Genomic DNA, 24,974 nt, shown 5'->3' with positions numbered 1-24,974 from the left:
CATCTGGTCCGGAAGATTGGTACGTTCCGGTCTAGACCAATGATCCGATGGGGCAGGATGCTCCGTCGCACGAGCGGGTGTCAACCACCGTTACGCGTTCGTGGCCAGGGATCACGTGCGAGTCGGCGAACGGCGTAGTACAGCTGGTTCAGGGTGACGCCCGGGGCGAGCTCGACCAGGCGCAGGCCCTCGGGGGTGATGTCGAGGACGCACAGGTCGGTGATGATGCGCTGCACGACGCCGAGACCGGTGTAGGGCAGCGAGCACTCCTCGACGATCTTGTAGGAGCCGTCGCGGGCGACGTGCTCCATCAGCACGACGACCTTCTTGGCGCCGTGGACGAGGTCCATCGCGCCGCCCATGCCCTTGACCATCTTGCCGGGGATCATCCAGTTGGCGAGGTCGCCGCCCTTCGAGACCTGCATGGCGCCGAGGATCGCGGCGTCGATCTTGCCGGAACGGATCATCCCGAAGCTGGTGGCGGAGTCGAAGAAGCTCGCGCCCTTGCGCACGGTGACCGTCTCCTTGCCGGCGTTGATCAGGTCCGGGTCGACGGCGTCCTCGGTGGGATAGGCGCCGGTGCCGAGGATGCCGTTCTCGCTCTGCAGCACCAGCTCGACGTCGTCGGGGACGTAGTTGGGCACCAGCGTCGGCAGCCCGATGCCGAGGTTGACGTAGTCGCCGTCGGAGAGCTCCGCGGCGGCGCGAGCGGCCATCTGTTCACGTGTCCATGCCATGTCAGCGGACCGTCCTCTTCTCGATGCGCTTGTCGGCGGCCTGTTCGGGGGTCAGGGGCACGACGCGGTGGACGTAGACCCCGGGGAGGTGGACGTCGTTCGGCGGGATCTCGCCGGGCTCGACGAGCTCCTCGACCTCCGCGATCGTGATCTGGCCGGCCATCGCGGCCAGCGGGTTGAAGTTGCGAGCGGAGTCCTTGAAGACGAGGTTGCCGTGGCGGTCGCCCTTCCACGCGCGGACGATGCCGAAGTCGGCGACGATGGCCTCCTCCAGGACGAACTCCTTCTCGCCGTCAGGCGTCTCGAAGGTCATCACCGGCTTCTCCGGCGAGGTCTTGATGACGTTGCCGGCGTCGTCGTACTTCCACGGCAGCCCGCCCTGCGCCACCTGCGTGCCGACGCCGGTGCGGGTGTAGAAGGCGGCGATGCCGGAGCCGCCCGCGCGCATCCGCTCGGCCAGCGTGCCCTGCGGGGTCAGCTCGACCTCGAGGTCGCCGGAGAGGTACTGCCGCGCGAACTCCTTGTTCTCACCGACGTACGACGCGACGACCCGGCGCAGGCGTCCGGCGCCGAGCAGCAGGCCCAGGCCCCAGTCGTCGACGCCCGCGTTGTTGGAGACCACCTCGAGGTCGGTCACGCCGGCCTCGAGGATTGCGTTGATGAGCACCGAGGGGATGCCGCACAACCCGAAGCCGCCGACCGTGAGGGTCGCTCCGTTCGGGATGTCCGCGACCGCCTCGGCGGCTGAGGAGATGACCTTGTCCATGATCATCAGTCAAGGGCGGGCGGGTCGCTCGGTCAATAGATGATCGCGAGTTCACGCTCGATCTTTCGTTGACCGACCCCGCTGCCGCAGATGCGTTCACTGAGCGGACGGCACCTATCGTACGTCTCATGGAACCCGGCCCCGGCGCGACCCAGCCCAGCGTGATCCGTCGCAGCGCGCACCTGCTGCGGCTGCTCGCCGCGCGCGAGCCGGAGGGGTCGACGACCACCCAGCTCGCGACGGCCGCCGCCATCCCGCGCCCGACCGCCCACCGGCTGCTGAGCACGTTGCAGGAGGAGGGGCTGGTCGAGCGCGACAACAGCACCGGCGCGTGGCACCTCGGGCCGGAGTGCTTCCTGCTCGGTGCCGCCGCGACCACCCGCCACGACATCACCCCGGCGGCCCGGGCGGCGGTGCTGCGCATCGCCCGGGATACAGGGGAGAGCGCGTTCTTCTCGATCCGGCGTGGCGACGAGACCGTCTGCGTCCTGCGCGAGGACGGCAGCTTCCCGATCCGCTCGCACGTGCTCCACGAAGGCATCCGGTTCCCCCTCGGTGTCGCCTCCGCCGGCCTGGCGATCCTGGCGCTCATGCCCGAGTCGCGCCGCGAGGCCTACCTGGCCCGCACCGACCTCGTCCCCGTCTACGGCGAGGAGCACTCCGCGTCCGCTCTGCGGAAGCGCATCGCCGCCACCCGCGAGCGCGGCTTCGCGGTCAACCCGGGCCTCATCGTGGTCGGCAGCTGGGGTCTGGGCGCCGCCGTCTTCGACGCCCACGGGCAGCCCTACGGGGCGTTGAGCATCACCGGCATCGAGGCCCGCCTCGCGCCTCCGCGCCAGGCCGAGCTCGGTCGTCTCCTCCTGGAGGCGGCCCACACGTTGTCGACCAGCTCGGGAACCGGGTCTACACCTCTGCCCGGGCGGTCATGATCTGGGCGAGCGCGGCGTCGGAGGCGAGCTGGGCGTCGCGGTCGTAGGTCGAGGTGAAGGCGAGAAGCTCGTCGGCTCCGGTGGCCTCGGCCAGCTGGTCGAGGCGGCGCCGGACGGTCTCGACCGATCCTGCGGTGGTCCGGGCGAGATGGGCCTCGACCCGCTCACGGACCTGGTTCGACCATGTCTGCGACCGGATCGCGTCGACGGGTTCGAGCGGGCCGAACTCGCCGGTCTGCCGCGACCGGGCCATCGCCCACGCCTCCGGCAGCGCGAGCTCGGCGGCCTCGGCGTCGGTGTCCGCGACGAGCACGTCGACGGAGACGATCACCGACGGCTCGGGAGCCCGTGAGGAGGGCCGGAAGTCCTTCCGGTACGCCCCCAGCAGCTCGCCCAGCCGTGGGCTGTCCAGCACCGGACCGCCCACGACGACCGGCAGCCCGAGCCCTGCCGCGAGGGCGACTCCCCGTCCCGTGGCCAGCACGAACATCGGGATCCGGCGCTCGGCAGCCGGGCGCGCGGTCACCGGGGCGGTGCGGTCGAGATAGTCCTGCAGCTCCTCGATGTCCTCGGCGAACGTGTCCGGGTCGTCGAGATCCTGCCGCAGCGCGCGGCGTACGGGTGCGGTGAAGCCCAGCGTGCGCCCCAGCCCCAGGTCGATACGGCCGGGGTAGAGGGCGTCGAGCATGAGGAACTGCTCGGCGACGACCAGCGGCTGGTGGTGCGGCAGCATCACCCCGCCCGACCCGAGCCGGATCGTGGAGGTGTGCGCGCCGAGCGCTCCGAGCAGCACCGGCGGCGACCCCGACGCGATCCCCGGCACCGCGTGGTGCTCGGCGACCCAGAACCGGTGGTAGCCCAGCCTCTCGGCGGCCACCGCCCGCTCGATCGTGTGGGTCAGCGCAGCGCCTTCGGGACAGCCCGTCCGCGTACGGGAGCGGTCCAGCATGGAGAGCCTCACACCGGCCTCAACCATGCCGACGTCACGATGCTTCCTGTTGACCAGGTCGGGACCGGATAGATTCATTGGATGGAACCGAACACGGGTGAGTGCTGATGAGCCGGGGAGGCGACGGCCGTTCGGTGACGGCCAAGGTCCTGGCGATCCTCTCCGTCTTCGAGAGCGGTCGCAGCTCGGTGAGCCTGACCGAGATCGCCGTGCACGCTGATCTCTCGCTCCCGACCGCTCATCGGCTGGTCGGTGAACTGGCGTCGTGGGGTGCGCTGGAGCGCGACGAGGGTGGTGCCTACAGTGTCGGGCTCCGGCTGTGGGAGATCGCCCAGCAGGCCAGCCGGCAGCTGCGGGAAGCGAGCCGCCCCTACCTCCAGGATCTGTTCTCGTTGACCAACGAGAACACCCATCTCGTGATCCGTGAGGGCGACGAAGCGCTCTACATCGACCGGATCTACAGCTCCAAGCGAGTGCCGCGGGCCAGTCGGGTCGGAGGCCGGCTGCCTCTGCATGCCACCGCGGTCGGGAAGGTGTTGCTCGCCTACGAGGAGCGCTGGATGCAGGAGGCATACGTCGCTCGCGGCCTCGCTGCCGTCACCCCGAAGACTGTCGTACGTCCGCAGCGTCTCCTGGACGAGCTCGCGTCGATCCGTGAGCGGGGGTTCGCGACGACGTATGAGGAGGTGCGCATCGGGACGTGCTCGATCGCGGTGCCGGTGATCGTTGCCGACGGCTCGGCGCCGGCAGCGATCGGGTTGGCGATGCATTCCAGCCAGGCCGATCAGATGCCGCGTCATCTACCGACCCTGCGCGGTACCGCCGCCCGTATCGCTCCTGCGGTCAACCGCTGGGCGAAAAGTGCAGAAGCCGCCGGCCAGCAGCGCGCTACCGACTAGCCGGCGTAGGTCCCGTCCGGGGATCCACTTCCATTGAATGGAATCCGCCCATTGTGGCGGGGGCCACACGGAGGAAGGATCCAGGGTGTTGCAGGCATCACACGATGTCGATCCGCCCCACGGTGAGAGGACCACTCATGACCGCGACCAACGACGCTCGGCCGTCGACGGGCTGCCCGGTTCATCACGGGTACGAGCCGTTCGCGATGGACGATCCGTTTCCCTCCTACGCGGCGCTGCGCACCGACGAGCCGGTCATGTTCGACGAGCGTGTCGGCTACTGGGTCGTGAGCCGCTACGACGACGTGAAGGCTGTCTTCGAGGACTGGGAGACCTTCAGCAGCGAGAACGCTCAGGCACCGGTTCGGGAGAGGGGCGCCGAGGCCAGGCGGATCATGGAGGAGGGCGGCTTCACCGCCTACTCCGGTCTCTCCGCAAGGGTGCCACCCGAGCACACCCGCATCCGCAAGGTGACCTCCAAGGCCTTCACGCCGCGGCGTTACAAGAAGCTCGAGCCGACGATCCGCCAGCATGTCGTCGACCTGCTGGCGGCGATGTTGACCCGCACCGCCCCGACCGGGGACATCGTGCGCGATCTCGCCTACGACGTCCCGACGGTCACCATCCTCACCCTGATCGGTGCCGACACCTCGCAGGTGGAGCAGTTCAAGACCTGGTCCGACTCACGTGCGGCGATGACCTGGGGCGACCTCAGCGACGAGGAGCAGGTGCCACACGCGCACAACCTGGTCGCGTACTGGCAGGAGTGCCAGCGCCTGGTGGCCGAGGCGCACGCCGAGGACCGCGACTCCCTCGTCGGCGACCTGGTCCGCGCCCAGCGCGACGGCGACCCGATCACCGATCACGAGATCGCCTCGATCTGCTACAGCCTGCTCTTCGCCGGTCATGAGACCACCACCACCCTGATCTCCAACGCTGTCCGAATGCTGCTGAGCCACCCAGACCAGTGGCAGCGGGTCTGCACTGACCCTGGCCTGATCCCCGGAGCGGTCGACGAGGTTCTGCGGACGAGCCCCTCGATCGTCGGCTGGCGCCGCAAGGCGCTCAAGGACACGACGATCGGTGGTGTGGCCATCGAGAAGGGTGCCGAGCTGCTGCTGCTCATGGGGTCAGCCAACCGCGACGAGTCCCATTTCGAGGAGCCCGACTCCTTCGACGTCACGCGCGGCAACGCCCGCGAGCATCTCGCCTTCGGATTCGGCATCCACTACTGCCTCGGCAACATGCTCGCCAAGTTGCAGGCGAGGGTCGCCCTGGAGGAGATCGTCCGGGTTGCGCCCGACCTACGGCTGGCCGGGGGCGAGGCGATCCACTTCGGCGACAACCTCTCGTTCCGGGCACCGCTCGCCGTTCCGGTGACCTGGGACCTCGGTCAGGACAGAGCCATCGACCCGGCCCGAACGGAGGCCCAGGCATGAACGCGCCCTACGTACAGTTCTTCGACGACCCGACCCCGGCCGAGCACGACCTGCTCGGCGGCAAGTGTGCGTCGCTGGCGACGATGACGGCCGCCGGGATGCCGGTTCCTCCGGGGTTCGCGGTGACGACAGCGGCGTACGACGCCTTCGTCCGTGACTCCGGGATGGCCAACCAGATCTCCACCATGCTGACCGGGCTGGACCCGGCCGACGTCGCCGCCGTCGAGGAGGTGGCGCGCCGGATCCGGGAGATGCTGCTCGAGCTGCCTGTGCCCGTGCCGGTCCACGGGGCGGTCGAGGGGGCGTACGCAGCCCTGATCGAGCGGATAGGCGCGGATGTGCCTGTGGCGGTCAGATCGTCGGCAACCGCCGAGGACCTGCCCGACGCCAGCTTCGCCGGTCAGCAGGACACCTATCTATGGCTGCGCGGCTGGGACCAGGTGCGCGAGCACATCCGGCGCTGCTGGGCCTCGATCTACACCAGCCGGGCCATCCTGTACCGCCTCAAGAACGACATCCCCGATGAGGGTCTGTCGATGGCAGTAGCGGTGCAGAAGATGGTCAACGCCCGAGCTGCGGGTGTCGCGATCACCCTGAACCCGACCACCGGAGACCGTTCCAAGGTCGCCATCGACGCCTCCTACGGTGTTGGCGAGATGGTGGTCTCGGGCCAGGTGACCCCCGACAACCTTCTGCTCGACAAGGTGATGCTCACCGTCGTGGAGCAGCACTGCGGCGCCAAGCACGCCGAGCTCGTTCCCGACGCCGACGCCGGAGGGCTGGTCGAGCGCGAGGTCGAGGAGGAGCGTCGCGGTCGGCTCTGCCTCGAATCCGAGGAGTTCGTCGCCATCGCGCGCCTCGCCAAGCGCGCCGAGAAGCACTATGGCTGCCCCCAGGACATCGAGTGGGCCTTCGACCGAGATCTTCCCGAGGGCGAGGACCTGCTTCTCCTCCAGGCGCGCCCCGAGACCATCCACTCCGCTGCCGGCAGACCCGGCGGGGGAGTGGGTGCACCATCCACGTCGGGCTCCACGCCCGCGGCCGGCGGCTTCATGTCCGGCCTGACCAGCCATCTGACCGGCGCCTAGCAGCCCGGGTCCGCACGAGTTCAAGGAGAACGATGACCGCCACCGATGCCGCCGCAGCACTGAAATCCTTCCCGAAGCCCTCCGAGCTGAGCGTGCCTCCGGGCGCCGAGGGCTGGGAGAAGCTCTATCCCTACAACCTCGTCTTCACCAACGGCAGCGGTGCCGAGGACGAGAAGTTCTGGTTCTGCGACAGCCAGCACTGGCCGACGGTCTTCAAGCCGTTCGAGACGATCGGCGGCGAGTTCGCCGTCAAGTGCCTCGGGCAGTACAACACCCGTCACCTCCTGATCCCGCCGGCCAACGGGATCGAGTTCAAGATCCACATGGGCTACCTGTACATGTCGCCGGTCCCGGTGCCCCCGGAAGAGATCGCCGGCCGGGTGCCCGAGTTCGAGCGTCGCGCCGGCCACTACTTCCAGAACTGGGAGAGCCTGCTCGAAGCCTGGCGGACCAAGGTACGCGGCACCATCGACGAGATGGAGGCGTTGAGCTTCCGGCCTCTGCCCGAGATGGTCCCCTTCGAGGACATCACCACCGGCAAGGCCAAGGACGGCTCCGAGGTCCTGATGGAGAACTATGACCGGCTGATCCAGCTCTGCTACCAGAACTGGCAGTACCACTTCGAGTTCCTCAACCTCGGCTACCTCGCCTACCTGGACTTCTTCACCTTCTGCAAGGAGGTCTTCCCGAGCATCCCCGACCAGGCGATCGCCAAGATGGTCCAGGGCGTCGACATGGAGCTGTTCCGCCCCGACGACGAGCTCAAGCAGCTCGCTGCGCTGGCCGTGGAGAGCCATCTCCAGGCGGGGTTCGGCAACACCGACGACGTCACGGGCACTCTGGCTGCCATCGGTGCGATGCCCGGTGGGGCCGAGTGGCTGGCTGCGTACGAGAAGGCTCAGGACCCGTGGTTCAACTTCACGGTCGGCAACGGCTTCTACGGCCACGACAAGTACTGGCTCGAGCACCAGGAGATCCCGCTCGGCTACATCAAGGACTACATCCGCCGGCTCGAGGAGGGCCATCAGATCATGCGGCCGGTGGCCGAGCTGACCGCGGAGAAGGACCGGATCGTCGAGGAGTACCGCGATCTGCTCGACGCCGAGCAGCAGGGTCTCTTCGACGCCAAACGGGGCCTGGCGGCGACCGCCTACCCGTACGTCGAGAACCACAACTTCTACATCGAGCACTGGACGATGGGGGTGTTCTGGCGCAAGGTCCGCGAGCTCGACCGGGTCTTCGTCGAGGCGGGGTTCTGGCAGCCCGACGAGATGCTCTACCTGACCCGTGGTGAGGTACGCGACGCCATCTTCGACCTGGTCACCGGCTGGGCCGTCGGCGCCGAGGCCACCGGTCCGCACTACTGGCCGGCGGAGATCGAGCGTCGTCGTGGCATCATCGATGCGCTCTCCACGCAGCGTCCGCAGCCCGCGCTCAACACCCCGCCCGCGCAGATCACCGAGCCGTTCACCCAGATGTTGTGGGGTATCACCACCGAGCAGGTCCAGCAGTGGCTGGCCGGCGACGAGGCCGACGGTGACGGCGCGATCACTGGCATGGCCGCCTCGCCCGGGGTGGTCGAGGGCATCGCCCGCGTCGTCTATCACGCCGACCAGCTCGGTGAGGTCCAGGACGGCGAGATCCTGGTCGCCACCATCACCGCTCCGTCATGGGGACCGGTCTTCGGCAAGATCAAGGCGACCGTCACCGACATCGGCGGCATGATGAGCCACGCGGCGATCGTCTGCCGTGAATACGGACTTCCGGCCGTCACCGGCACCGGCAACGGCTCCACGACCATCAAGACCGGTCAGCGCGTCCGCGTGGACGGCGGAACCGGTCGCGTCGAGATCCTGGACTGAGCCGATGACGACATCAGAGAGGTCCACAGACGAGGAGGGCACCGGTCGCACGGTGCTCGTCACAGGCGCTGCGGGCGGCCTCGGCCGCGAGTTCGCGCTCGGGTTCGCAAGCCGTGGCTACCGCGTCGCGATCACCGACGTTGCCGAAGTGGGGCTGAAGGAGACCGCCGACCTCGTCGAGCGGGCCGGCGGCGAGGTCTGGTACGGCACCGGCGACGTCACCTCGCCGGAGTCGACCGGTCAGGTCGCGGCGGCGGTGTCTGAGTTCGGCGGCGGGAGCATCGATGTGGTGGTCAACAACGCCGCGATCTACGGGACATTGACCAGGGCGCCGCTCGAGGAGCTGGACCCGGCCGAATGGGACCTCGTCATGAACGTCAACCTGAAGGGCCCCTGGCTGGTCGTACGCGCCTGTAGCCCCTATCTGCCCGAGGGCGGCCGGATCATCAACCTGTCCTCGGCCACGATCTACTCCGGATCGGAACAGTGGTTGCACTACGTGGCCTCCAAGGGAGGCGTCGTCGCCCTGACCCGGGTGATGGCCAAGGAGCTCGGCCGGCGTTCGATCACCGCCAACGCGATCGCTCCCGGCTTCACCCTCACCGACGCCAGCCTCAGCCTGATCGAGGACGCCGAGTCGTACGGCATCGACCGGGGTGCGCTGCGCCGGGCCAGTCGACCCGACGACATCGTCGGCACGGCGCTGTTCCTGGCCGGTCCCGACAGCAGCTTCATCACCGGTCAGACCGTCGTCGTCGACGGCGGCCGCCAGTTCATCTGAGCCAGCCAGCTGAGCCCAGCTCACCCAGGAAGGGGCAACACATGCCGACCATCACCTTCACCTCCGCCGACGGCGAAACCAGAACCGTCGAGGCCACCTCGGGCGACTCGGTCATGGAGACCGCGGTACGCAACGGGATCGCGGGCATCGTCGCCGAGTGCGGCGGGTCGCTGTCCTGCGCCACCTGCCACGTCTTCGTCGACGAGGACGATCTCGCCCAGCTTCCCGAGATGGAGGAGATGGAGGACGAGATGCTCTGGGGCGCGGCGGTGGACCGCGAGGACTGCTCCCGGCTCTCGTGCCAGATCAAGGTCGCCGACCGTGACCTCCATGTCACCACCCCGAAGACGCAGGTCTGACCATGTCCACGTCGAACGGACTGCTGATCATCGGTGCCTCTCAGGCCGGCGTCCAGCTCGCGGTCTCGCTTCGGGCGCTCGGGTACGACGAGCCGATCACTCTGCTGGGAGAGGAGAACCACCGTCCCTACCAGCGTCCCGCGCTCTCGAAGGAGTTCTTGCAGGACAAGGTGTCCAAGGAGTCGTTGATCTTCCGCACGGCTGACTACTGGGCGGAGCACCGCATCGAGGTCGTTGCCAACGAGCGGATCCTGAGGATCGACAAGCAGGCCGACGGTAGCGGCGCGGCGTACGCGATGTCGGGGCGCCGGTTCGACTTCGACCGACTGGCGCTGACCGTGGGCGCCAGGGCCCGGCGACTCCTGCTGGAGGGCATGGATCTCCCGGGCGTCCTCTATCTACGCAACGCCGACGACGCACTCGAGCTCAAGGCCCGAGTGCCGGACGTCAAGGACGTCGTGGTGGTCGGCGGCGGCTTCATCGGTGCCGAGGCGGCCGCCAGCCTCCGTGCGATGGGCCGCAACGTGGTCCTGCTCGAAGCCGGGCCCCGACTGCTCGGCAGGGCGGTGGGCGAGGAGACCGCGACCGAGGTGCTCCGACGGCATCGGGAAGCCGGGATCGAGATCGTCACCGGCGCCCGGATCAAGCGGGCGACCGCCCGCGGCGACAAGGTCGGCGGCGTCGAGCTCGAGGACGGCACGGTCTATCCGGCCGACCTGGTCCTGGTGGGTGTCGGCGTCGTACCCAACACAGAGCTCGCCGAGTCGATCGGCCTGCACTGCGACAACGGCATCGTCGTCGACCGGCAGGCGGTGGCCTCCGACGGGGTGACCATCGCCGTCGGCGACGTGGCCAACCTTCCCAACCCGCTCTCCGAGGACGACGCCGACCGGATCAGGTTCGAGAGCGTCAACAACGCCGTCGAGCAGGGCAAGGTCGCTGCGTACGCCATCACCGGCCGTGCCGAGGAGTACGCCGGCATCCCCTGGTTCTGGTCGAACCAGGGCGAGATGAAGATCCAGATCGCCGGGCTCTCCGCGGGACATGACCGCACCGTCGTACGTCGCGACGAGGAGAAGGGCAAGTTCTCGGTCCTCTACTACCGCCGCGAGCGGCTGATCGCCTGCGACGCCATCAACACCCCGCTCGACTTCATGGCCGTGAAGGCGGCCCTCAGCAACGGCCAGCACATTCCCGCCTCCGCCGCGGCAGACCCGGCGGTGATGCTCAAGAAGGTGACCCAGTGACTCGATCCATGACCCAGCCCCTCCCCGCGACGCCGGTCCCTGCTTCCGGACCGGTCGACATCGGCCCGATCTCCCTCACCCCGGCGGCAGACGCCGATCTCGACCCGGTATGGAAGGCGGTCGTGCCCGAGAGCCGCACCCGTGGCAACGACATCCACCTGCCGATCTCGCTCGCGTTCGCCGAGCGGCTCTGCCGCGCCCATCCGGAGGCCAATGCGCTGCTCGTGCGCGTCTCCATCCTGCTTCACGACACCGGCTGGGGCCGGGTCGACGAGAGCCGGATCATCTCCGAGGGCTTCTCGGGCGACTGGCGCAAGGCCGCGATCCGCTACGAGCACGAGAAGCAGGGCTGTCTGATCGCTCGTGAGGTGCTGCCGCCACTGGGCTACGACGACGCGTTCGTGGAGGCCTGCTGCGCGATCATCGACGGTCACGACACCCGTAAGGAGGCCCATAGCCTGGAGGACGCCCTCGTCCGCGATGCCGACAGGTTGTGGCGCTTCGACCACGCCGGCATCGCGCTCGCCTCGGGGTGGTTCGGCCTGGACCCGGCGACCTACTGCGATCGGTTGGCCGCCGAGATCGTGCCGGAGCTGCTGACCGAAGCGGGGACGGCGATGGCGGAGGCGTCGCTCGCGCGGAGCAACGCGCTGCTCAAGACCGCGGTGCTGCGATGACCGCCCCGGCTCCTCTCGCGCCCGGGCGCCGTGGCGCCGAGCTGCGCTGGACTCACGTCGAGGACCTGTACGTCGACGGGCGCTGGGTCGCTGCCGAGAGCAGCGCCCGCCTGCCGGTGGTCGACCCCGCCACGGACGAGGAGTGGGGTTCGGTCCCGGACTGCTCCACGGCCGACCTCGACCGTGCCGTCGCGGCCGCGCGCATGGCGTTCACGCAGGGTCCGTGGCCACGAATGAGCGCCGCCGAGCGTGCCGAGGTTCTGGTCCGGATGGCAGCGGAGATCGAGACCCGGGCCGAGCCGTTGGCGACCACCAACACCCGGGAGAACGGGTCGCCCGTGATGGAGTCGGCCGGAGCCGCCGCGAACGCGGCCGGGATCCTGCGCTACTTCGCCACGCTGGCCCCCGAGCTCGACACCGACGACGTACGCCCCGCGCCATCGGGCAGCCACGAGAGTCTGGTGCGCAAGGACCCGCTCGGCGTGTGCGCCCTGATCGCGCCGTGGAACTTCCCGATCAACCTGGTTGTGATCAAGCTGGCCCCGGCACTGCTGGCCGGCAACACCGTCGTCATCAAGCCGGCACCGAGCACCCCCCTCTCGATCCGCTACGTCGTCGACGCGGCGGAGGCGGCCGGCGTGCCGCCCGGCGTGGTCAATCTGCTCACGTCCGGCAACGACGTCGCCGACCGGCTCGTCCGCCATCCCGACGTCGCCAAGGTGGCCTTCACGGGTTCTACACCGGTCGGCCGCCGGATCGCCGCGGCCTGTGGCGAGCTCCTCCGTCCGGTCACCTTGGAGCTGGGCGGCAAGTCCTCGGCCGTGGTGCTACCGGACGCGGACCTGGATCAGCTGCGGTCGGTGCTGTTGCGCACCTGCCTGCGGAACACCGGTCAGACCTGTTACATCTCCACCCGCATCCTGGCGCCCGCCGAACGTTACGAGGAGGTGGTCGACGCCGTTGCCGCCACGGTCGCAGCGGCCAAGGTCGGCGACCCGTTCGACGCGGACACCGTGGTCGGGCCGGTTGCCAACCGTGGCCAGTACGACAAGGTTCTCGGCTACCTGTCGACCGCCCGCGCCGAGGGCGCTCGCGTGGTCGCCGGGGGAGCGCCGCTGCCGGGACCGGGCAACTTCGTCCAGCCCACGGTGCTGGCCGACGTCACACCCGAGATGACCGTCGCCCAGGAGGAGATCTTCGGACCGGTCCTGACCGTGCTTCGTTACGAGAGCCTCGACGAGGCGGTCGCGATCGCCAACAACACCCCGTTCGGGTTGGGTGGCGTGGTCTTCTCCACGAATCCTGCGGCGGCCGCCGAGGTCGCCGAACGGTTGGACACCGGATCGGTCGGGATCAACTTCTTCGCCTCGAACCACGCCGCACCCTTCGCGGGCCGGCACGACTCCGGCCTCGGAGTCGAGTACGGCCCGGAGGGCCTCGCGGCGTACGTCACCTACAAGTCCATCCACCGCCGTCCCACGGCGTGATGCCCGAACCCGGAGATTCAGATGACGAACACACCGCAGGTCACCACCACCCAGGTCGGCATCGTCGGGGGCGGCCCGGCCGGACTCATGCTCGCCCACCTCCTCGCGCGCGCCGGTATCGACTCGGTGGTGATCGACAGTCGCAGCCGTATCGAGATCGAGCAGACCGTGCGCGCCGGCATCCTCGAGCGCGACAGCGTCCGGCTGCTCACCGAGACCGGCGTCTCCGACCGTGTCCTGAACGAGGGTGACGAGCATGAAGGCACCTTCTTCGGGTTCGGCGGAGAGCTCCACCACATCAGTTTCAAGGAGCTTGCCGGCGCCTCGGTGTGGCTCTACCCGCAGACCGATGTCTTCATCGACCTGGCCAACGCCCACACCGCTGCCGGCAGCGACGTCCGCTTCGGTGTCACCGACACCTCGGTCCATGACCTGACCGGTGACAGGCCGACGATCCGGTTCCGCGACGCAGAGGGTCTCGCACAGCAGATCGAGTGCCGGTACGTCGTCGGAGCCGACGGGTCGCACAGCATGTGTCGCCGGTCGATTCCCGAGGATCAGCGGCGTCAGTACTTCAAGGAGTACCCCTTCGCATGGTTCGGCATCCTGTGCGAGGCTCCGAAGAGCGCCCCGGAGCTGATCTACAACCACTCCGAGCGCGGCTTCGCGTTGATCAGCCAGCGCACCGAGACCATGCAGCGGATGTACTTCCAGTGCGACCCCGACGAGGAGGTCGACGCCTGGTCCGAGGATCGCGTCTGGAGCGAGCTACAGGCCCGCGTGGGCGCCAACGGCCATCAGCTGCAGCAAGGCCCGATCATCGACAAGGCGGTGCTCCGGTTCCGTAGCTTCGTGCTCGAGCCGATGAGGTACGGCAAGCTCCTCCTCGCCGGCGACGCTGCCCACACCGTTCCGCCCACGGGTGCCAAGGGTCTCAATCTCGCCCTGCAGGACGTCAAGGTGCTCGCCGAGGTACTGGAGCGGGTGCTGGGCGGCACTGACGACGCGATCCTCGACACCTATACCGAGCGGGCGCTCGCCCGGGTCTGGAAGGCGCAGAACTTCTCCTACTGGATGACCTCGATGCTCCACCTGCCACCGGGCGGAGACGAGTTCGACCTGCGTCGCCAGGTCGGTGAGCTGCGCTCGGTCATCGACTCGGCCGCCGGGTCCGCATATCTCGCCGAGGCCTACACGGGGTGGCCGACGAGCTGAGTCCTCGGGTCATGCGGCCCGGCCGGCCCGGCCGGTCCGGCTGGTCCGGCTGGTCCGGTGTGGCGAAGAACGCACCCGACAGGTGTGCGATGCGGGACACACAACCGGGGTTGACGGCCACGATCTCGGTACGCTGAGGGCTTCGGCAAAATGACGACAGGAGCGGCTGGGTAATGGATCAAGACGTGCTTCGGCACGCACCGCTTTTCAGCGAGCTGGACGACGAGGCGATGACGGCGCTGCTCGCGACGATGGGGCAGACGCGCCTCGGGCGTGGCGAGGTTCTGTTCCACGAGGGAGACGCCGCGGACCGGCTCTACGCGGTGGTGGACGGCAAGGTGAAGCTGAGCCGCGCCGCGGCCAACGGGCAGGACAACCTGCTGGCGATCCTGGGGCCGGGCCAGGTGTTCGGCGAGCTGTCGCTCTTCGACCCCGGTCGGCGCTCCTCGACGGTCACGGCCGTCACCGACGAGGTGGAGCTCGCCTCGCTCTCGCACGACGACCTGCTGGGCCTGCTCGACGGCCGCCCGAGCGTGACCCGCGGGCTGCTCGCCCTGCTGTCGGGTCGGCTGCGCCGGGCCAACGACGTGATCGGCGACCTGGTCTTCGCCGACGCTCCTCGCCGGGTCGCCAAGGCGTTGCTCGACCTCGCCGAGCGGTTCGGTCAGGAGACCGAGGAGGGCGTCCACGTACGCCACGACCTGACCCAGGAGGAGCTCGCCCAGCTCGTGGGCGCGGCCCGGGAGACGGTCAACAAGGCGCTCGCCGACTTCGCGGCCAAGGGCTGGGTCAGGCTGGAGTCGCGTTCGGTGGTCATCACCGACATGGAGCGGATCGTCCGCCGAGCCGGCTGAGGTCGCTGGTCAGAGACTGACGCGGACCAGCTGGCGCAGCCGGCGTAGGCCCTCGGTGCTCGGCCGTTCGGCCTCGGTGAGGGCGCCGGCGAGGCGCGCACGGACCGCGTCGGTCTCGAGGTCCAGGCCGATGGCCACGAGCTCGCTCGTCGCCTCCGGTGTCCGCCTGGCCGCGGCGACATGGGCGCTGCGTCCGACCAGGTTCACGTGGTAGCTGCGAGGTCCCTGGCCGGTCGCGACGGCGACGGTCCCCTTGATGCGGTACGCCGTCGGGGGCGGGTCCTCGAGAAGGTCGATCAGCCGGGCCGGTTCGATGGTGCCTGGGTTCGTCACGGTCACCGAGGCGGCGTGCTGATGTGCCTGGTGGTCGGAGGCCGCCTCGCGCAGCAGTGCGGCGATCGGCAGCTCGTCGGGCGGGTCCTCGGGCACGGCTGCGTCGTAGACGAGTCGTGGGTCGATGCGGCCGCCCACGGCGTACGCCACGTGGAGCTCGGGGTTGTGCTCCCGCACCCGCGCTTCGATCCGAGCCAGGGTCACCTCCCGCTCGGCGTCCGGGATCAGGTCGGTCTTGTTGACGACGACCAGTGAGGCGGCCGCGAACCTCACCGGTGCCGGGCCCCGCCCGTCGTCGAGCGTGTCGAAGTAGGCCGAGGCGTCGACGACCTCGATGAGCCCACCGCGGCGTACCCGCTCGACACCGCTGAACCGGACCAGCTTGGCGAGGGTGCCGGGCTCGGCGAGCCCGCTGGCCTCGACGATGACGACGTCGAGCGCGAGCCGCGGATGGGTCAGCTTCTCCAGGGCGTCGTCGAGACCACCGGCGTCGGGCAGGCAGCACAGGCAGCCGCCGGCGATCGAGGCCGGCTCGTCGACCTGGCCGGTGACGAGCCCGGCGTCGACGTTGATGTCGCCGAAGTCGTTGACGACCACGCCCACCCGGGCGCCGGGCTGGCGCAGCAGATGGTTGAGCAGCGTGGTCTTCCCGGACCCGAGATGACCGGTGAGGATGACCACGGGGACCCGGGTGCTGGCATTGGTCGGTGGCATCGAGCCATCGTAGAAGGTGGTGAGAACAGTTCCCGTTAGTGGGTCGCGGTGCCGAGATCTTGACGGCCGGGGAGGCCAGACCTAGGTTTGCCGCACAACTTCACATCCGCCGTTCGAACTGCAGCGGGAGAGTCCTCACCCATCCCGGGCGAGGCGCCGAAGGAGCAAACCTCCCCAGAATCTCTCAGGCCCAAATGACCGCTGTGGTGAGGCGACCTCTGGAAAGTCAGGATCCGACGATCCTGCACCCACGGTGCAAACCGCCCCCGTCGGGCGGTGAAGCTCTCAGGTAGCGATGACAGAGCGGGGAGGTCACCCGTCCACGGGTGCCGCTGTCGGCACCCACCACCAGGGAGCCTCCCGCACACATGACCTCATCTGTCCCTACCCCTCTGCACCAGATCCACCAGGCGCTCGGCGCCTCGTTCACCGACTTCGCCGGCTGGGACATGCCGGTCCGCTACGGCTCGGAGACCGCCGAGCACAACGCGGTCCGCACGGCCGCCGGGCTCTTCGACCTGTCCCACATGGGCGAGATCGAGGTGACCGGCCCCGAGGCGGGGCGAGCGCTCGACCGTGCCCTGGTCGGCCGGCCCTCGGCGATCGGCCTCGGCCGCGCCCGCTACTCGATGATCTGCGCCGAGGACGGCGGCATCATCGACGACCTGGTCGTCTACCGGCTCGAGCAGGAGCGCTACCTGGTCGTCGCCAACGCGAGCAACGTCCACGCGGTCGCTCCGGCGCTGGCCGAGCGCTCCCAGGGGTTCGATGCGGTGGTCCACGACGCCTCCGCGGAGTGGGCGCTGATCGCGGTCCAGGGACCGGCCTCGGCGGCGATCGTCGCGGCCCTGACCGACCTGGACGTCCCCTCCTTGCGCTACTACGCCATCGACGCCGGCACGGTCGCCGGGGTCGAGGTCCTGCTCGCGCGCACCGGCTACACCGGCGAGGACGGCTTCGAGATCTACTGCGCGCCCGCGTCGGCCGCTGCGGTCTGGGAGGCCATCACCGAGGCCGGTACGCCGCACGGGCTGGTCCCTGCCGGACTCGCCTGCCGCGACACCCTCCGGCTCGAGGCGGGCATGCCGCTCTACGGCCACGAGCTGAACCGCGACACGACCCCCTTCGAGGCCGGCCTCGGCCGGGTCGTCTCCTTCGACAAGGCCGACGGCTTCGTGGGCGATGCCGCCCTGGCCGTACGCCGCGATGAAGGCCCGCGCAGCGTGCTCGTCGGCCTGGTGGCCGCCGGGCGCCGGTCCCCGCGGGCCGGCTACGCCGTCGTCGACCCGGTCACCGGCGACGAGATCGGAGTCGTCACCAGCGGCTCCCCGTCACCGACCCTCGGACGCCCCATCGCGATGGCGTACGTCCGACCCGATCTCGCCACCGCTGGCACCAAGGTCCACGTCGACGTGCGTGGCAGCCGCGAGGACGCCGAGATCGTCGACCTTCCCTTCTACTCCAAGAAATGAGCACCGCCATGACCAACCCGACCCACCTGTCCTACACCGCCGAGCACGAGTGGCTCGAGACCCGCGGCGACGTCGCGCGCATCGGTGTCACCGCGTTCGCCACCGAGGCGCTGGGCGACATCGTCTTCGTCGAGCTGCCCGAGGTCGGCACCAAGATCACCGGGGGAGAGAGCTGCGGTGAGCTGGAGTCGACGAAGTCGGTCAGCGACATCTTCGCGCCCGCCGACGGCGAGATCCTGGAGGTCAACGCCGCCGTCGTCGAGGACCCCGCACTGATCAACAGCGACCCGTTCGGCGCCGGCTGGCTGTTCGAGATGCGCGTCTCGGGCGCCCCCGCGCTGCTCGACGCCGCAGCCTACGACGCCCTGATCGAGGAGTGACGTGACCGCGGAGGTCGCCGGCTCCACGGCCGTGGCGACGGCACTGAGCGCCTTCGACCTCTACTCGATCGGGATCGGCCCGTCGTCCTCGCACACCGTCGGCCCGATGCGCGCCGCGAAGACCTTCGTCGACGGTCTCGCCGCGGACGGAAGGCTGGGCGAGGTGGCGCGGGTGAAGGCCGAGCTCTTCGGTTCGCTCGGCGCGACCGGGCACGGCCACGGCTCGGAGGGCGCGGTGCTCCTCGGCCTCGAGGGCGAGGAGCCGGCCACGGTGGACACGCGCGCGTCGTCCGGTCGGGTGGCGGCCATCCGCGAGTCCGGGGAGCTGTCGCTCGGCGGCCACGGTCCGATCCGTTTCGACAGCGGCACCGACCTGGTCATGCACCGCCGTGCGAGCCTGCCGGGCCATCCCAACGGCATGGTGTTCACCGCGTACGCCGCCACGGGGGAGGTGCTGCGCGAGCGGACCTACTACTCCGTCGGCGGCGGCTTCGTGGTCGACGAGCACGCCTCCGGCGCCGCGCGGGTGGTCGCCGACCGCTCGCCCGTACGCTTCCCGTTCGCCACCGGTGCCGAGCTGCTCGACATCTGCGAGCGCGAGGGGTTCCGGGTCTCCGACCTCATGCGCGCCAACGAGCTGACCTGGCGTACCGACGACGAGATCCGCGCCGGTCTTCTGGAGATCTGGCGGGTGATGGCGGCCTGCGTGCAGGCCGGCTGCGACCGTGATCCGGTCACCGACGGCGTACTTCCTGGGGGTCTGCGGGTGCCGCGGCGGGCGCCGCTGCTCCACCGCGACCTGGCCTCCGGGGCGGGGGCCAAGGACCCCTTCCGGGTGATGGACTGGGTCAACCTGTTCGCCCTGGCGGTCAACGAGGAGAACGCCTCGGGCGGCCGGGTTGTCACCGCTCCGACCAACGGCGCGGCCGGTATCGTGCCCGCCGTCCTGCACTACTGGGTACGTTTCGTGGCGCCCGAGGCCGGCCTGGACGAGGCCGCGATCGAGGACGGCATCGTCCGGTTCCTGCTCACCGCGGCCGCGATCGGGATCCTGTGCAAGACGAACGCCTCGATCTCCGGCGCCGAGGTCGGCTGCCAGGGCGAGGTCGGCTCTGCCTGCGCGATGGCCGCCGGTGCGCTGTGCGAGGTGCTGGGCGGCACGCCGGAGCAGGTCGAGAACGCCGCCGAGGTCGGCATCGAGCACAACCTCGGCCTCACCTGCGACCCGGTCGGCGGGCTGGTGCAGATCCCGTGCATCGAGCGCAACGCCATCGCCAGCGTGAAGGCGATCAACGCCGCCCGCCTCGCCCTCAACGGGGACGGCTCCCACAAGGTCAGCCTCGACAAGGCGCTGAAGACCATGCGGGAGACCGGGGCCGACATGAAGGTGAAGTACAAGGAGACTTCCCGCGGGGGTCTCGCGGTCAACGTCATCGAGTGCTGAGTCGGGGACGCTCATAGTATCGCTTGCTATACTTGGGTCATGTCGTCACGTGGTGAGATCCTGCGCGAGGTGATGCTCGAGACGGGCACCACCCAGTCGACGCTGTCGCGAACCAGCGGTGTCCATCAGCCGAGCATCAGCCAGTTCCTCTCCGGGAAGGTCGACCTGAGCGACGAACAGCTCGACCGATTGCTGTCCTGCATGGGCTGGCGTCTCGAGGTCGTACGCCGCCCCGTCACGCCCGACCTGACCCGCTCCGAACGCCGCTCGTGGATGCTTCATCGCCGCCTGTCGGGCGACCTGACCCCGACGACGCTGCGTGAGTGGAGGCCGAGGATCGAGCGCCGCCTCGACCACCTCCGTCACAACGTCAACGGACAACCGCACGAGCGAAACCTCGAGCGCTGGACCTCGCTCGTGGACGACGAGGACGTACGCGGCCTGCAGCGTGTCATGACCGGCCTCGACCGCGACTCCATCGAGATGCGCGAAGTCTCGCCCATGGGCGGCCTGCTCAGCGAGCCTGACCGCGTTCAGGTCCTCGAGCAACTGGCCGAGGCCAGCTGATGCGTCGCGATCAGCTCGAGCACGCCATCCGTACGGCATGCCAGATCATCGGCCACCCTGAGGTGATCGTCGTCGGCTCGCAGTCCATCCTCGGATCGTTCGACGAGACTCAGTTGCCGCCCGATGCGACGATGTCGATCGAGGTCGACATCCTGCCCATCGCTGACGACAACGACGAGACCGCCCGCCTCGCCGACGTCATCGAGGGCATCGCTGGAGAGTTCTCGCCGTTCGAAGAACTGCACGGGTTCAGCATCGACGGTGTCGACCTGAGCACATCTGTGCTGCCGGACGGCTGGCGCGATCGACTCGTGAAGGTGCGGAACGCGAACACTGCTGCGCCCGGAGGGGAGCCCGTCTTCACGGGCTGGTGTCTCGACAAGGAGGACCTCTGCGTCGCCAAGCTCTGTGCGTTCCGTGAGAAGGACCAGAACTTCGTGGCGGCACTCATTCGTGCGGGCCTGGTCGATCGGAAGCTCATTGCTGAGCGACTGGGCACGGTGCCGGTCAAGGATCGGGCAGCAACGGAACGTGCCGCGGCGTGGCTCGAGGTGCTCTGACCAGGCTGCATGACCCAGCGATGCACTGTTGAGCCGCAGAGCATCGTCGCATGAAGTCGTCGTCCACGGGTACCACGTCGGAGTATGGCGATCACCCTTGTCACCGGAGCGTCCAGCGGGATCGGTCTGGCTGTCGCGCGCCTCGCCGCCACCCGCGGAGACCACCTCGTCCTGGTCGCCCGGGGGCGTGAGTCGCTCGACGCCGCTGCCCGCGGGTGTGTGCGGCTGGGTGCCGCATCGACCATGGTGCTGCCGCTCGACGTGGGAGACGACGCTGCGGTGCGGGACTGTGTCGGGGCGGTGCTCGACCGGCATGGGCAGCTCGACACTGTCATCCATTGCGCTGGGGTGGTCGCGCTCGGTCGCACGGAGTCCCTGCCGTCCGAGCTCTTCGAGGGGGTGCTGCGTACCAACCTCCTCGGGTCGGTCAGCGTGGCACGTCATGTGGTGCCTGTGCTGCGCAGCCAGGGCAGCGGGACGCTGGTCCTGGTCGGTTCGGTGCTCGGCCACATCACGGCGCCATCGATGAGCCCCTACGTCATCAGCAAGTGGGGCGTACGCGCGCTGGCCTATCAGCTGCGCCTGGAGAACCGCGACCGACCTGACGTCGCGATCGTGTACGTCGCGCCCGCGGGCGTGGACACCCCGATCTATCGCCATGCCGCGAGTGTCATCGGTCATGAGGGCCGGCCTCCGCCTCCGGTCTCGAGCCCCCAACGGACAGCCCGACAGATCCTGCGCCGCGCCGACCGCGGCCGTGGCCGGCCACAGCTGAGCATGGCCGGCGAGGTGATACGGCTGGGGCATGCGGTGCCTCTCCTCCACGACCGGGTGGTCGCGCCGATTCTCGGCTTCCTGCTCACCGACCTCACCCGCCCGGTCGACCCACATCCGGGCAACGTCCTGACCACGATGAACGACGAGAACGGCGTGCACGGCGGCCGCGAGAACACGGCCCTGGGGGTGGTGCGCAACCTGGTCGTCCGCATGACGCGCCGGGGGAGGGGTACCGCTAGGTCCAGTGATCCCGAGCCCCCGAGGACGTCTTCATGAGCACAAACCACAGGCTGGTCCACGCATCACCCGAGCAGGTGTGGGACGTCCTTGCGGACGGTTGGCTCTACCCGCTCTGGGTGGTCGGCGCGTCTCGACTGCGTGATGCCGACAAGGACTGGCCGAACGTCGGCTCTCAGCTGCATCACTCGGTCGGCATCTGGCCGATGCTGCTCGACGACAGCACCGAGGTGCTCGAGTGCGACCCCGGGAGCAGGCTGTTGCTCCGTGCGCGCGGTTGGCCCGTAGGTGCCGCGCACGTCGAGATCACGGTGGAGCCAGCAGGCGAGGACACCGAGATCGCGATCCAGGAGCAGGCCGTCGCGGGCCCGGGCGCTCTGATCCCGCGGCTGGTGCAGGATCCGCTTCTCAAGTGGCGAAACGTGGAGGCTCTGCGGCGCTTGGCCTACATCGTCGAACGCCGCCCATGACTGACGCCTACGACGCGGTCGTCGTCGGGTCCGGACCCAACGGCCTGGTCGCGGCCAACCTGCTCGCCGACAAGGGCTGGTCGGTGCTGGTGCTCGAGACCCAGCCCACCACAGGTGGAGCGGTACGCAGCTCCGAGGACGTCCACCCGGGCTTCATCCATGACACCTTCAGCGCGTTCTATCCGCTCGCGGCCGCATCACCCACCATCCGCGGTCTCGGCCTGGACGACTACGGGCTGCGGTGGACGCATGCACCCGCAGTCCTGGGGCACCCCATGCAGGACGGCAGCTGGGCGCTGCTGCACCGCGACCGACACGTCACCGCAGAGCTGCTCGATGCCCAGCACGCCGGCGACGGCGACGCGTGGCTGGAGCTGTGCGGTCTCTGGGACCACATCGGTGAACCCCTCGTACACGCCCTGCTGACCCCGTTCCCGCCACTGCGGCCGGGGGCTCACCTGCTCAACGCCCTTCGTCGTGCAGGAGGCCTGGCGGCCGTGCGTACGCTGCTCACCCCGGCCGGAGACCTCGCCCGCAACCGCTTCGGGGGCGAAGGTGCGCGTCTGCTCCTGGCCGGCAACGCCGGGCATGCCGACATCCCGTTGGACTCGCCGGGCTCCGGCATGATGGGGCTCCTGCTCGCGATGCTGGGCCAGACCGTCGGCTTCCCGGTCCCGGAGGGCGGTGCCGGCATGCTCGCCGCCGCGCTGGAGCGCCGCTTCCGTGACCGTGGTGGCGACGTACGCTGCGGTGCCGAGGTCACCCGCCTCGGTGTCGAGGACGGACGCGTCACCGAGGTCCGCACCCGTGACGGTGACCGGATCGAGGTCCGCCGCGCCGTGATCGCCGCCGTCGCGGCACCCCATCTGTACGGCCGGCTCCTCGATCCCGCCGACGTGCCGCGACGCGTCGCAGCCGGCATGAAGAACTTCCAGCTGGACCCGGGCACGGTCAAGGTCGACTGGGCCCTGAACAAGCCCATCCCGTGGCTCACCGAACCCGCGTACGCGCCCGGCACCTTCCACGTCGCCGACTCGGTCGAGCAGATGACCCAGTCCTTGGCACAGGTGTCTGCCGGCGTCATCCCCGATGCTCCGTTCCTCCTGGCAGGCCAGATGACCACCACCGACCCGAGCCGCTCGCCGGCCGGGACGGAGTCGGTGTGGGCCTACACGCACGTGCCGCAGACGGTGCGGCGCGATGCGGGACCTGACGGCCTGCGCGGGCGATGGGACGAGGAGGAGTGCGAGCGTTTCGCCGACCGCATGCAGGCGCGCATCGAGCGCCTGGCTCCCGGCTTCGGCAGCGCCGTCGCCACACGACGCGTGCTCGGTCCGCATGAGTTCGAAGCCCTCGACGCCAACCTCATCGGCGGAGCGATCGGCGGCGGTACGTCCCAGCTCCACCAACAGCTGGTCTTTCGGCCGGTCCCCGGCCTGGGGCGGGCAGAGACCGGCATCGCCGGACTGTTCCTCGGATCCGCCTCCGCCCACCCCGGCGGAGGCGTGCACGGCGCGGCCGGCAGCAACGCGGCCCGTGCCGCCATCCTGCACGACCGCTTTCGATGGGGAAGGTCGACCGCGTGAAGCCCGCCGTCACAGGCTCGATGGCGCGAGCGGGCGGCCGTGTGCTGCAGACCGCTGTCGGCGTACTCGCCCACCTGCGACCCGCCGACAAGCCCCTGCACCCGCACGGCACGGTGCACCTGGCCACGCTGCGGCGACGGCCGGGAGCCACCACGGGCGCGGCGTTCCTCGACGAAGGCGGGTCGGACGAGGTCGTGGTACGACTCTCCCGCGCCTTGGGCCTGCCGGAGCCCGTGCCCGACGTCAACGGGCTCGCCCTGCGCGTTCCCACCTCGCCTGGCGAACACGCCGACCTCCTGCTCGCCACCACCGGCCACGGCCGATGGACCCGGTTCCTGCTGGCTCCCAGGACCCATCTGCCCGACGGCTTCTTCAGTACGCTGCTCCCGTACCGCACGCCCACCGGGCCGGTCTGGCTCGGAGCGCAGCTCGTCGACGAAGCCACGTGGCAGCTGATGTGGACACGTGCGGGGACGGACTGGACGTCGTTCGCGACCCTCGAGCTGACCGTCGAGTCCGACCGCGACCTGATGCTCTCCTTCGACCCGACCCGCTCGACACCGCCCGGGTTCGAGATCTACGCATGGCACCGCCGCCTACGCGCGCCCGCCTATGCGACGGCGCGGAGGTTGCGAACCCCCGGCGCCAAGCCGCTACGCCGGCCGGAGCACCCGCGCCACGAATGAGTCGAGGTTGCCGCGCAGCCGGTCGACCTTCTGCTCGACGCTGAGGGTCTCGTGGACGACCGGGGTGTCGAGCTTGCGCTTGTTGCGCGCCTTGAGGGAGCAGTCGAGGTCGGCGCAGATGTAGGTGCCGACCGAGTTGCCGTCCTGCCCGGAGCGACCGGCGCGCGAGGCGACCAGCAGCGCGACGTCACCGACCGTCGTACACAGCGCGCACATCGTCTTCCGCGGCCCCCGCGTCTCGCGTGAAGCCCGGAGGGCCACGCCGCAGAGCCTGCCGTCGTGCTCGGTGACGAGGTAGTGGTTCTGCGGCGCCTTCGGGTCCTGCCAGCCGAGGTAGTCGAGGTCGTCCCACGGCCGTTCGGCCAGATCAGCTGGCATGTTGAGGCGCTTGGTCGCACCCTTGGTGAGGTTGACGAACGATGCACGTACGTCGATCTCGGTCAGCGGCTTCATGCTCAT

At 69.5% G+C, this 24,974-nt stretch carries 26 protein-coding genes and 1 riboswitch; of the genes, 21 read left to right on the top strand and 5 right to left on the bottom strand.

The annotated features are described in order from the left end of the window. Positions 1-80: 80 nt before the first annotated feature. Both ACFVDI_RS01260 and ACFVDI_RS01255 read right to left on the bottom strand, forming a co-directional pair. Positions 81-737, bottom strand: coding sequence for a 3-oxoacid CoA-transferase subunit B (locus ACFVDI_RS01260; RefSeq protein ID WP_378899435.1), 657 nt, complete (start codon positions 735-737; stop codon positions 81-83). A 1-nt stretch (position 738) separates the two neighbouring features. After that, on the bottom strand, positions 739-1,503 hold the full coding sequence (locus ACFVDI_RS01255) for a CoA transferase subunit A (protein WP_160021995.1): 765 nt from the start codon (positions 1,501-1,503) through the stop codon (positions 739-741). A 128-nt stretch (positions 1,504-1,631) separates the two neighbouring features. On the opposite strand from ACFVDI_RS01255, the gene ACFVDI_RS01250 reads away from it, so the two are divergent. After that, positions 1,632-2,432: an IclR family transcriptional regulator gene (locus ACFVDI_RS01250; RefSeq protein ID WP_378899432.1), complete on the top strand. Its 801-nt coding sequence runs from the start codon at positions 1,632-1,634 to the stop codon at positions 2,430-2,432. On the opposite strand, the gene ACFVDI_RS01245 is transcribed toward ACFVDI_RS01250, so the two are convergent. Beyond that, the gene (locus ACFVDI_RS01245) at positions 2,407-3,459 is read right to left on the bottom strand and encodes an LLM class flavin-dependent oxidoreductase (protein WP_378899429.1); all 1,053 of its coding nucleotides are present in this window, start codon (positions 3,457-3,459) and stop codon (positions 2,407-2,409) included. The genes ACFVDI_RS01250 and ACFVDI_RS01245 overlap by 26 nt on opposite strands. 29 nt (positions 3,460-3,488) lie before the next feature. Between ACFVDI_RS01245 and ACFVDI_RS01240 the strand changes: the two genes are divergently transcribed. From ACFVDI_RS01240 to ACFVDI_RS01190, 11 genes are all read left to right on the top strand, one after another. Then, positions 3,489-4,280, top strand: a complete 792-nt coding sequence (locus ACFVDI_RS01240) for an IclR family transcriptional regulator (RefSeq protein WP_378899426.1) — start codon at positions 3,489-3,491, stop codon at positions 4,278-4,280. Between the two features lie 137 nt (positions 4,281-4,417). Continuing rightward, a complete protein-coding gene (locus ACFVDI_RS01235; RefSeq protein WP_378899423.1) occupies positions 4,418-5,719 on the top strand; it encodes a cytochrome P450 in 1,302 nt (433 codons plus the stop codon). Then, on the top strand, positions 5,716-6,807 hold the full coding sequence (locus ACFVDI_RS01230) for a PEP/pyruvate-binding domain-containing protein (protein WP_378899420.1): 1,092 nt from the start codon (positions 5,716-5,718) through the stop codon (positions 6,805-6,807). Before ACFVDI_RS01235 ends, ACFVDI_RS01230 begins: the two co-directional genes overlap by 4 nt. A gap of 32 nt (positions 6,808-6,839) precedes the next feature. Further along, positions 6,840-8,669, top strand: coding sequence for a PEP-utilizing enzyme (locus ACFVDI_RS01225; protein ID WP_378899417.1), 1,830 nt, complete (start codon positions 6,840-6,842; stop codon positions 8,667-8,669). Between the two features lie 4 nt (positions 8,670-8,673). Continuing rightward, a complete protein-coding gene (locus ACFVDI_RS01220; RefSeq protein ID WP_378899414.1) occupies positions 8,674-9,450 on the top strand; it encodes an SDR family NAD(P)-dependent oxidoreductase in 777 nt (258 codons plus the stop codon). Positions 9,451-9,491: 41 nt separating this feature from the next. Continuing rightward, entirely contained in the window at positions 9,492-9,809 is a 318-nt protein-coding gene (locus tag ACFVDI_RS01215) for a 2Fe-2S iron-sulfur cluster-binding protein (RefSeq protein WP_378899411.1), read from the top strand. Between the two features lie 2 nt (positions 9,810-9,811). Next, positions 9,812-11,056, top strand: coding sequence for an NAD(P)/FAD-dependent oxidoreductase (locus ACFVDI_RS01210; RefSeq protein ID WP_378899408.1), 1,245 nt, complete (start codon positions 9,812-9,814; stop codon positions 11,054-11,056). Positions 11,057-11,064: 8 nt separating this feature from the next. Next, entirely contained in the window at positions 11,065-11,733 is a 669-nt protein-coding gene (locus tag ACFVDI_RS01205; RefSeq protein ID WP_378899405.1) for an HD domain-containing protein, read from the top strand. Continuing rightward, complete coding sequence (locus ACFVDI_RS01200) at positions 11,730-13,220, top strand: aldehyde dehydrogenase family protein (protein ID WP_378899402.1); 1,491 nt, start codon at positions 11,730-11,732, stop codon at positions 13,218-13,220. The genes ACFVDI_RS01205 and ACFVDI_RS01200 overlap by 4 nt, the downstream gene beginning before the upstream one ends. Positions 13,221-13,241: 21 nt before the next feature. Further along, the gene (locus tag ACFVDI_RS01195) at positions 13,242-14,435 is read left to right on the top strand and encodes a 4-hydroxybenzoate 3-monooxygenase (RefSeq protein WP_378899399.1); all 1,194 of its coding nucleotides are present in this window, start codon (positions 13,242-13,244) and stop codon (positions 14,433-14,435) included. Positions 14,436-14,608: 173 nt separating this feature from the next. Further along, positions 14,609-15,289 (top strand): Crp/Fnr family transcriptional regulator, encoded by a 681-nt coding sequence (locus ACFVDI_RS01190; RefSeq protein WP_378899396.1) that lies wholly within the window; start codon positions 14,609-14,611, stop codon positions 15,287-15,289. Between the two features lie 9 nt (positions 15,290-15,298). On the opposite strand, the gene ACFVDI_RS01185 is transcribed toward ACFVDI_RS01190, so the two are convergent. Further along, complete coding sequence (locus ACFVDI_RS01185; RefSeq protein ID WP_378899393.1) at positions 15,299-16,336, bottom strand: CobW family GTP-binding protein; 1,038 nt, start codon at positions 16,334-16,336, stop codon at positions 15,299-15,301. A gap of 114 nt (positions 16,337-16,450) precedes the next feature. Continuing rightward, a riboswitch (glycine riboswitch) is annotated at positions 16,451-16,547 on the top strand. A 157-nt stretch (positions 16,548-16,704) separates the two neighbouring features. Between ACFVDI_RS01185 and gcvT the strand changes: the two genes are divergently transcribed. From gcvT to ACFVDI_RS01140, 9 genes are all read left to right on the top strand, one after another. Then, positions 16,705-17,808, top strand: a complete 1,104-nt coding sequence (gene gcvT, locus ACFVDI_RS01180) for a glycine cleavage system aminomethyltransferase GcvT (RefSeq protein WP_378899390.1) — start codon at positions 16,705-16,707, stop codon at positions 17,806-17,808. An 8-nt stretch (positions 17,809-17,816) separates the two neighbouring features. After that, on the top strand, positions 17,817-18,188 hold the full coding sequence (gene gcvH, locus ACFVDI_RS01175; RefSeq protein ID WP_378899444.1) for a glycine cleavage system protein GcvH: 372 nt from the start codon (positions 17,817-17,819) through the stop codon (positions 18,186-18,188). Between the two features lie 31 nt (positions 18,189-18,219). Next, a complete protein-coding gene (locus tag ACFVDI_RS01170) occupies positions 18,220-19,632 on the top strand; it encodes an L-serine ammonia-lyase (RefSeq protein WP_378899441.1) in 1,413 nt (470 codons plus the stop codon). Between the two features lie 39 nt (positions 19,633-19,671). Further along, positions 19,672-20,199, top strand: coding sequence for a helix-turn-helix domain-containing protein (locus ACFVDI_RS01165; RefSeq protein WP_378899387.1), 528 nt, complete (start codon positions 19,672-19,674; stop codon positions 20,197-20,199). Continuing rightward, positions 20,199-20,759, top strand: a complete 561-nt coding sequence (locus tag ACFVDI_RS01160; RefSeq protein WP_378899384.1) for a DUF6036 family nucleotidyltransferase — start codon at positions 20,199-20,201, stop codon at positions 20,757-20,759. Before ACFVDI_RS01165 ends, ACFVDI_RS01160 begins: the two co-directional genes overlap by 1 nt. 84 nt (positions 20,760-20,843) lie before the next feature. Then, on the top strand, positions 20,844-21,812 hold the full coding sequence (locus tag ACFVDI_RS01155) for an SDR family NAD(P)-dependent oxidoreductase (RefSeq protein WP_378899381.1): 969 nt from the start codon (positions 20,844-20,846) through the stop codon (positions 21,810-21,812). Continuing rightward, on the top strand, positions 21,809-22,243 hold the full coding sequence (locus ACFVDI_RS01150) for an SRPBCC family protein (protein WP_378899378.1): 435 nt from the start codon (positions 21,809-21,811) through the stop codon (positions 22,241-22,243). Before ACFVDI_RS01155 ends, ACFVDI_RS01150 begins: the two co-directional genes overlap by 4 nt. Further along, positions 22,240-23,829, top strand: a complete 1,590-nt coding sequence (locus tag ACFVDI_RS01145) for a phytoene desaturase family protein (protein WP_378899375.1) — start codon at positions 22,240-22,242, stop codon at positions 23,827-23,829. The genes ACFVDI_RS01150 and ACFVDI_RS01145 overlap by 4 nt, the downstream gene beginning before the upstream one ends. After that, complete coding sequence (locus tag ACFVDI_RS01140; protein ID WP_378899372.1) at positions 23,826-24,515, top strand: hypothetical protein; 690 nt, start codon at positions 23,826-23,828, stop codon at positions 24,513-24,515. Before ACFVDI_RS01145 ends, ACFVDI_RS01140 begins: the two co-directional genes overlap by 4 nt. On the opposite strand, the gene ACFVDI_RS01135 is transcribed toward ACFVDI_RS01140, so the two are convergent. Continuing rightward, positions 24,483-24,974, bottom strand: coding sequence for an FBP domain-containing protein (locus ACFVDI_RS01135; protein WP_378899369.1), 492 nt, complete (start codon positions 24,972-24,974; stop codon positions 24,483-24,485). The genes ACFVDI_RS01140 and ACFVDI_RS01135 overlap by 33 nt on opposite strands.

This window comes from Nocardioides sp. NPDC057767 (genome assembly GCF_042798275.1).
Taxonomy (GTDB): Bacteria; Actinomycetota; Actinomycetes; order Propionibacteriales; family Nocardioidaceae; genus Nocardioides.
This window is presented reverse-complemented; position numbering and strand designations above follow the sequence as displayed.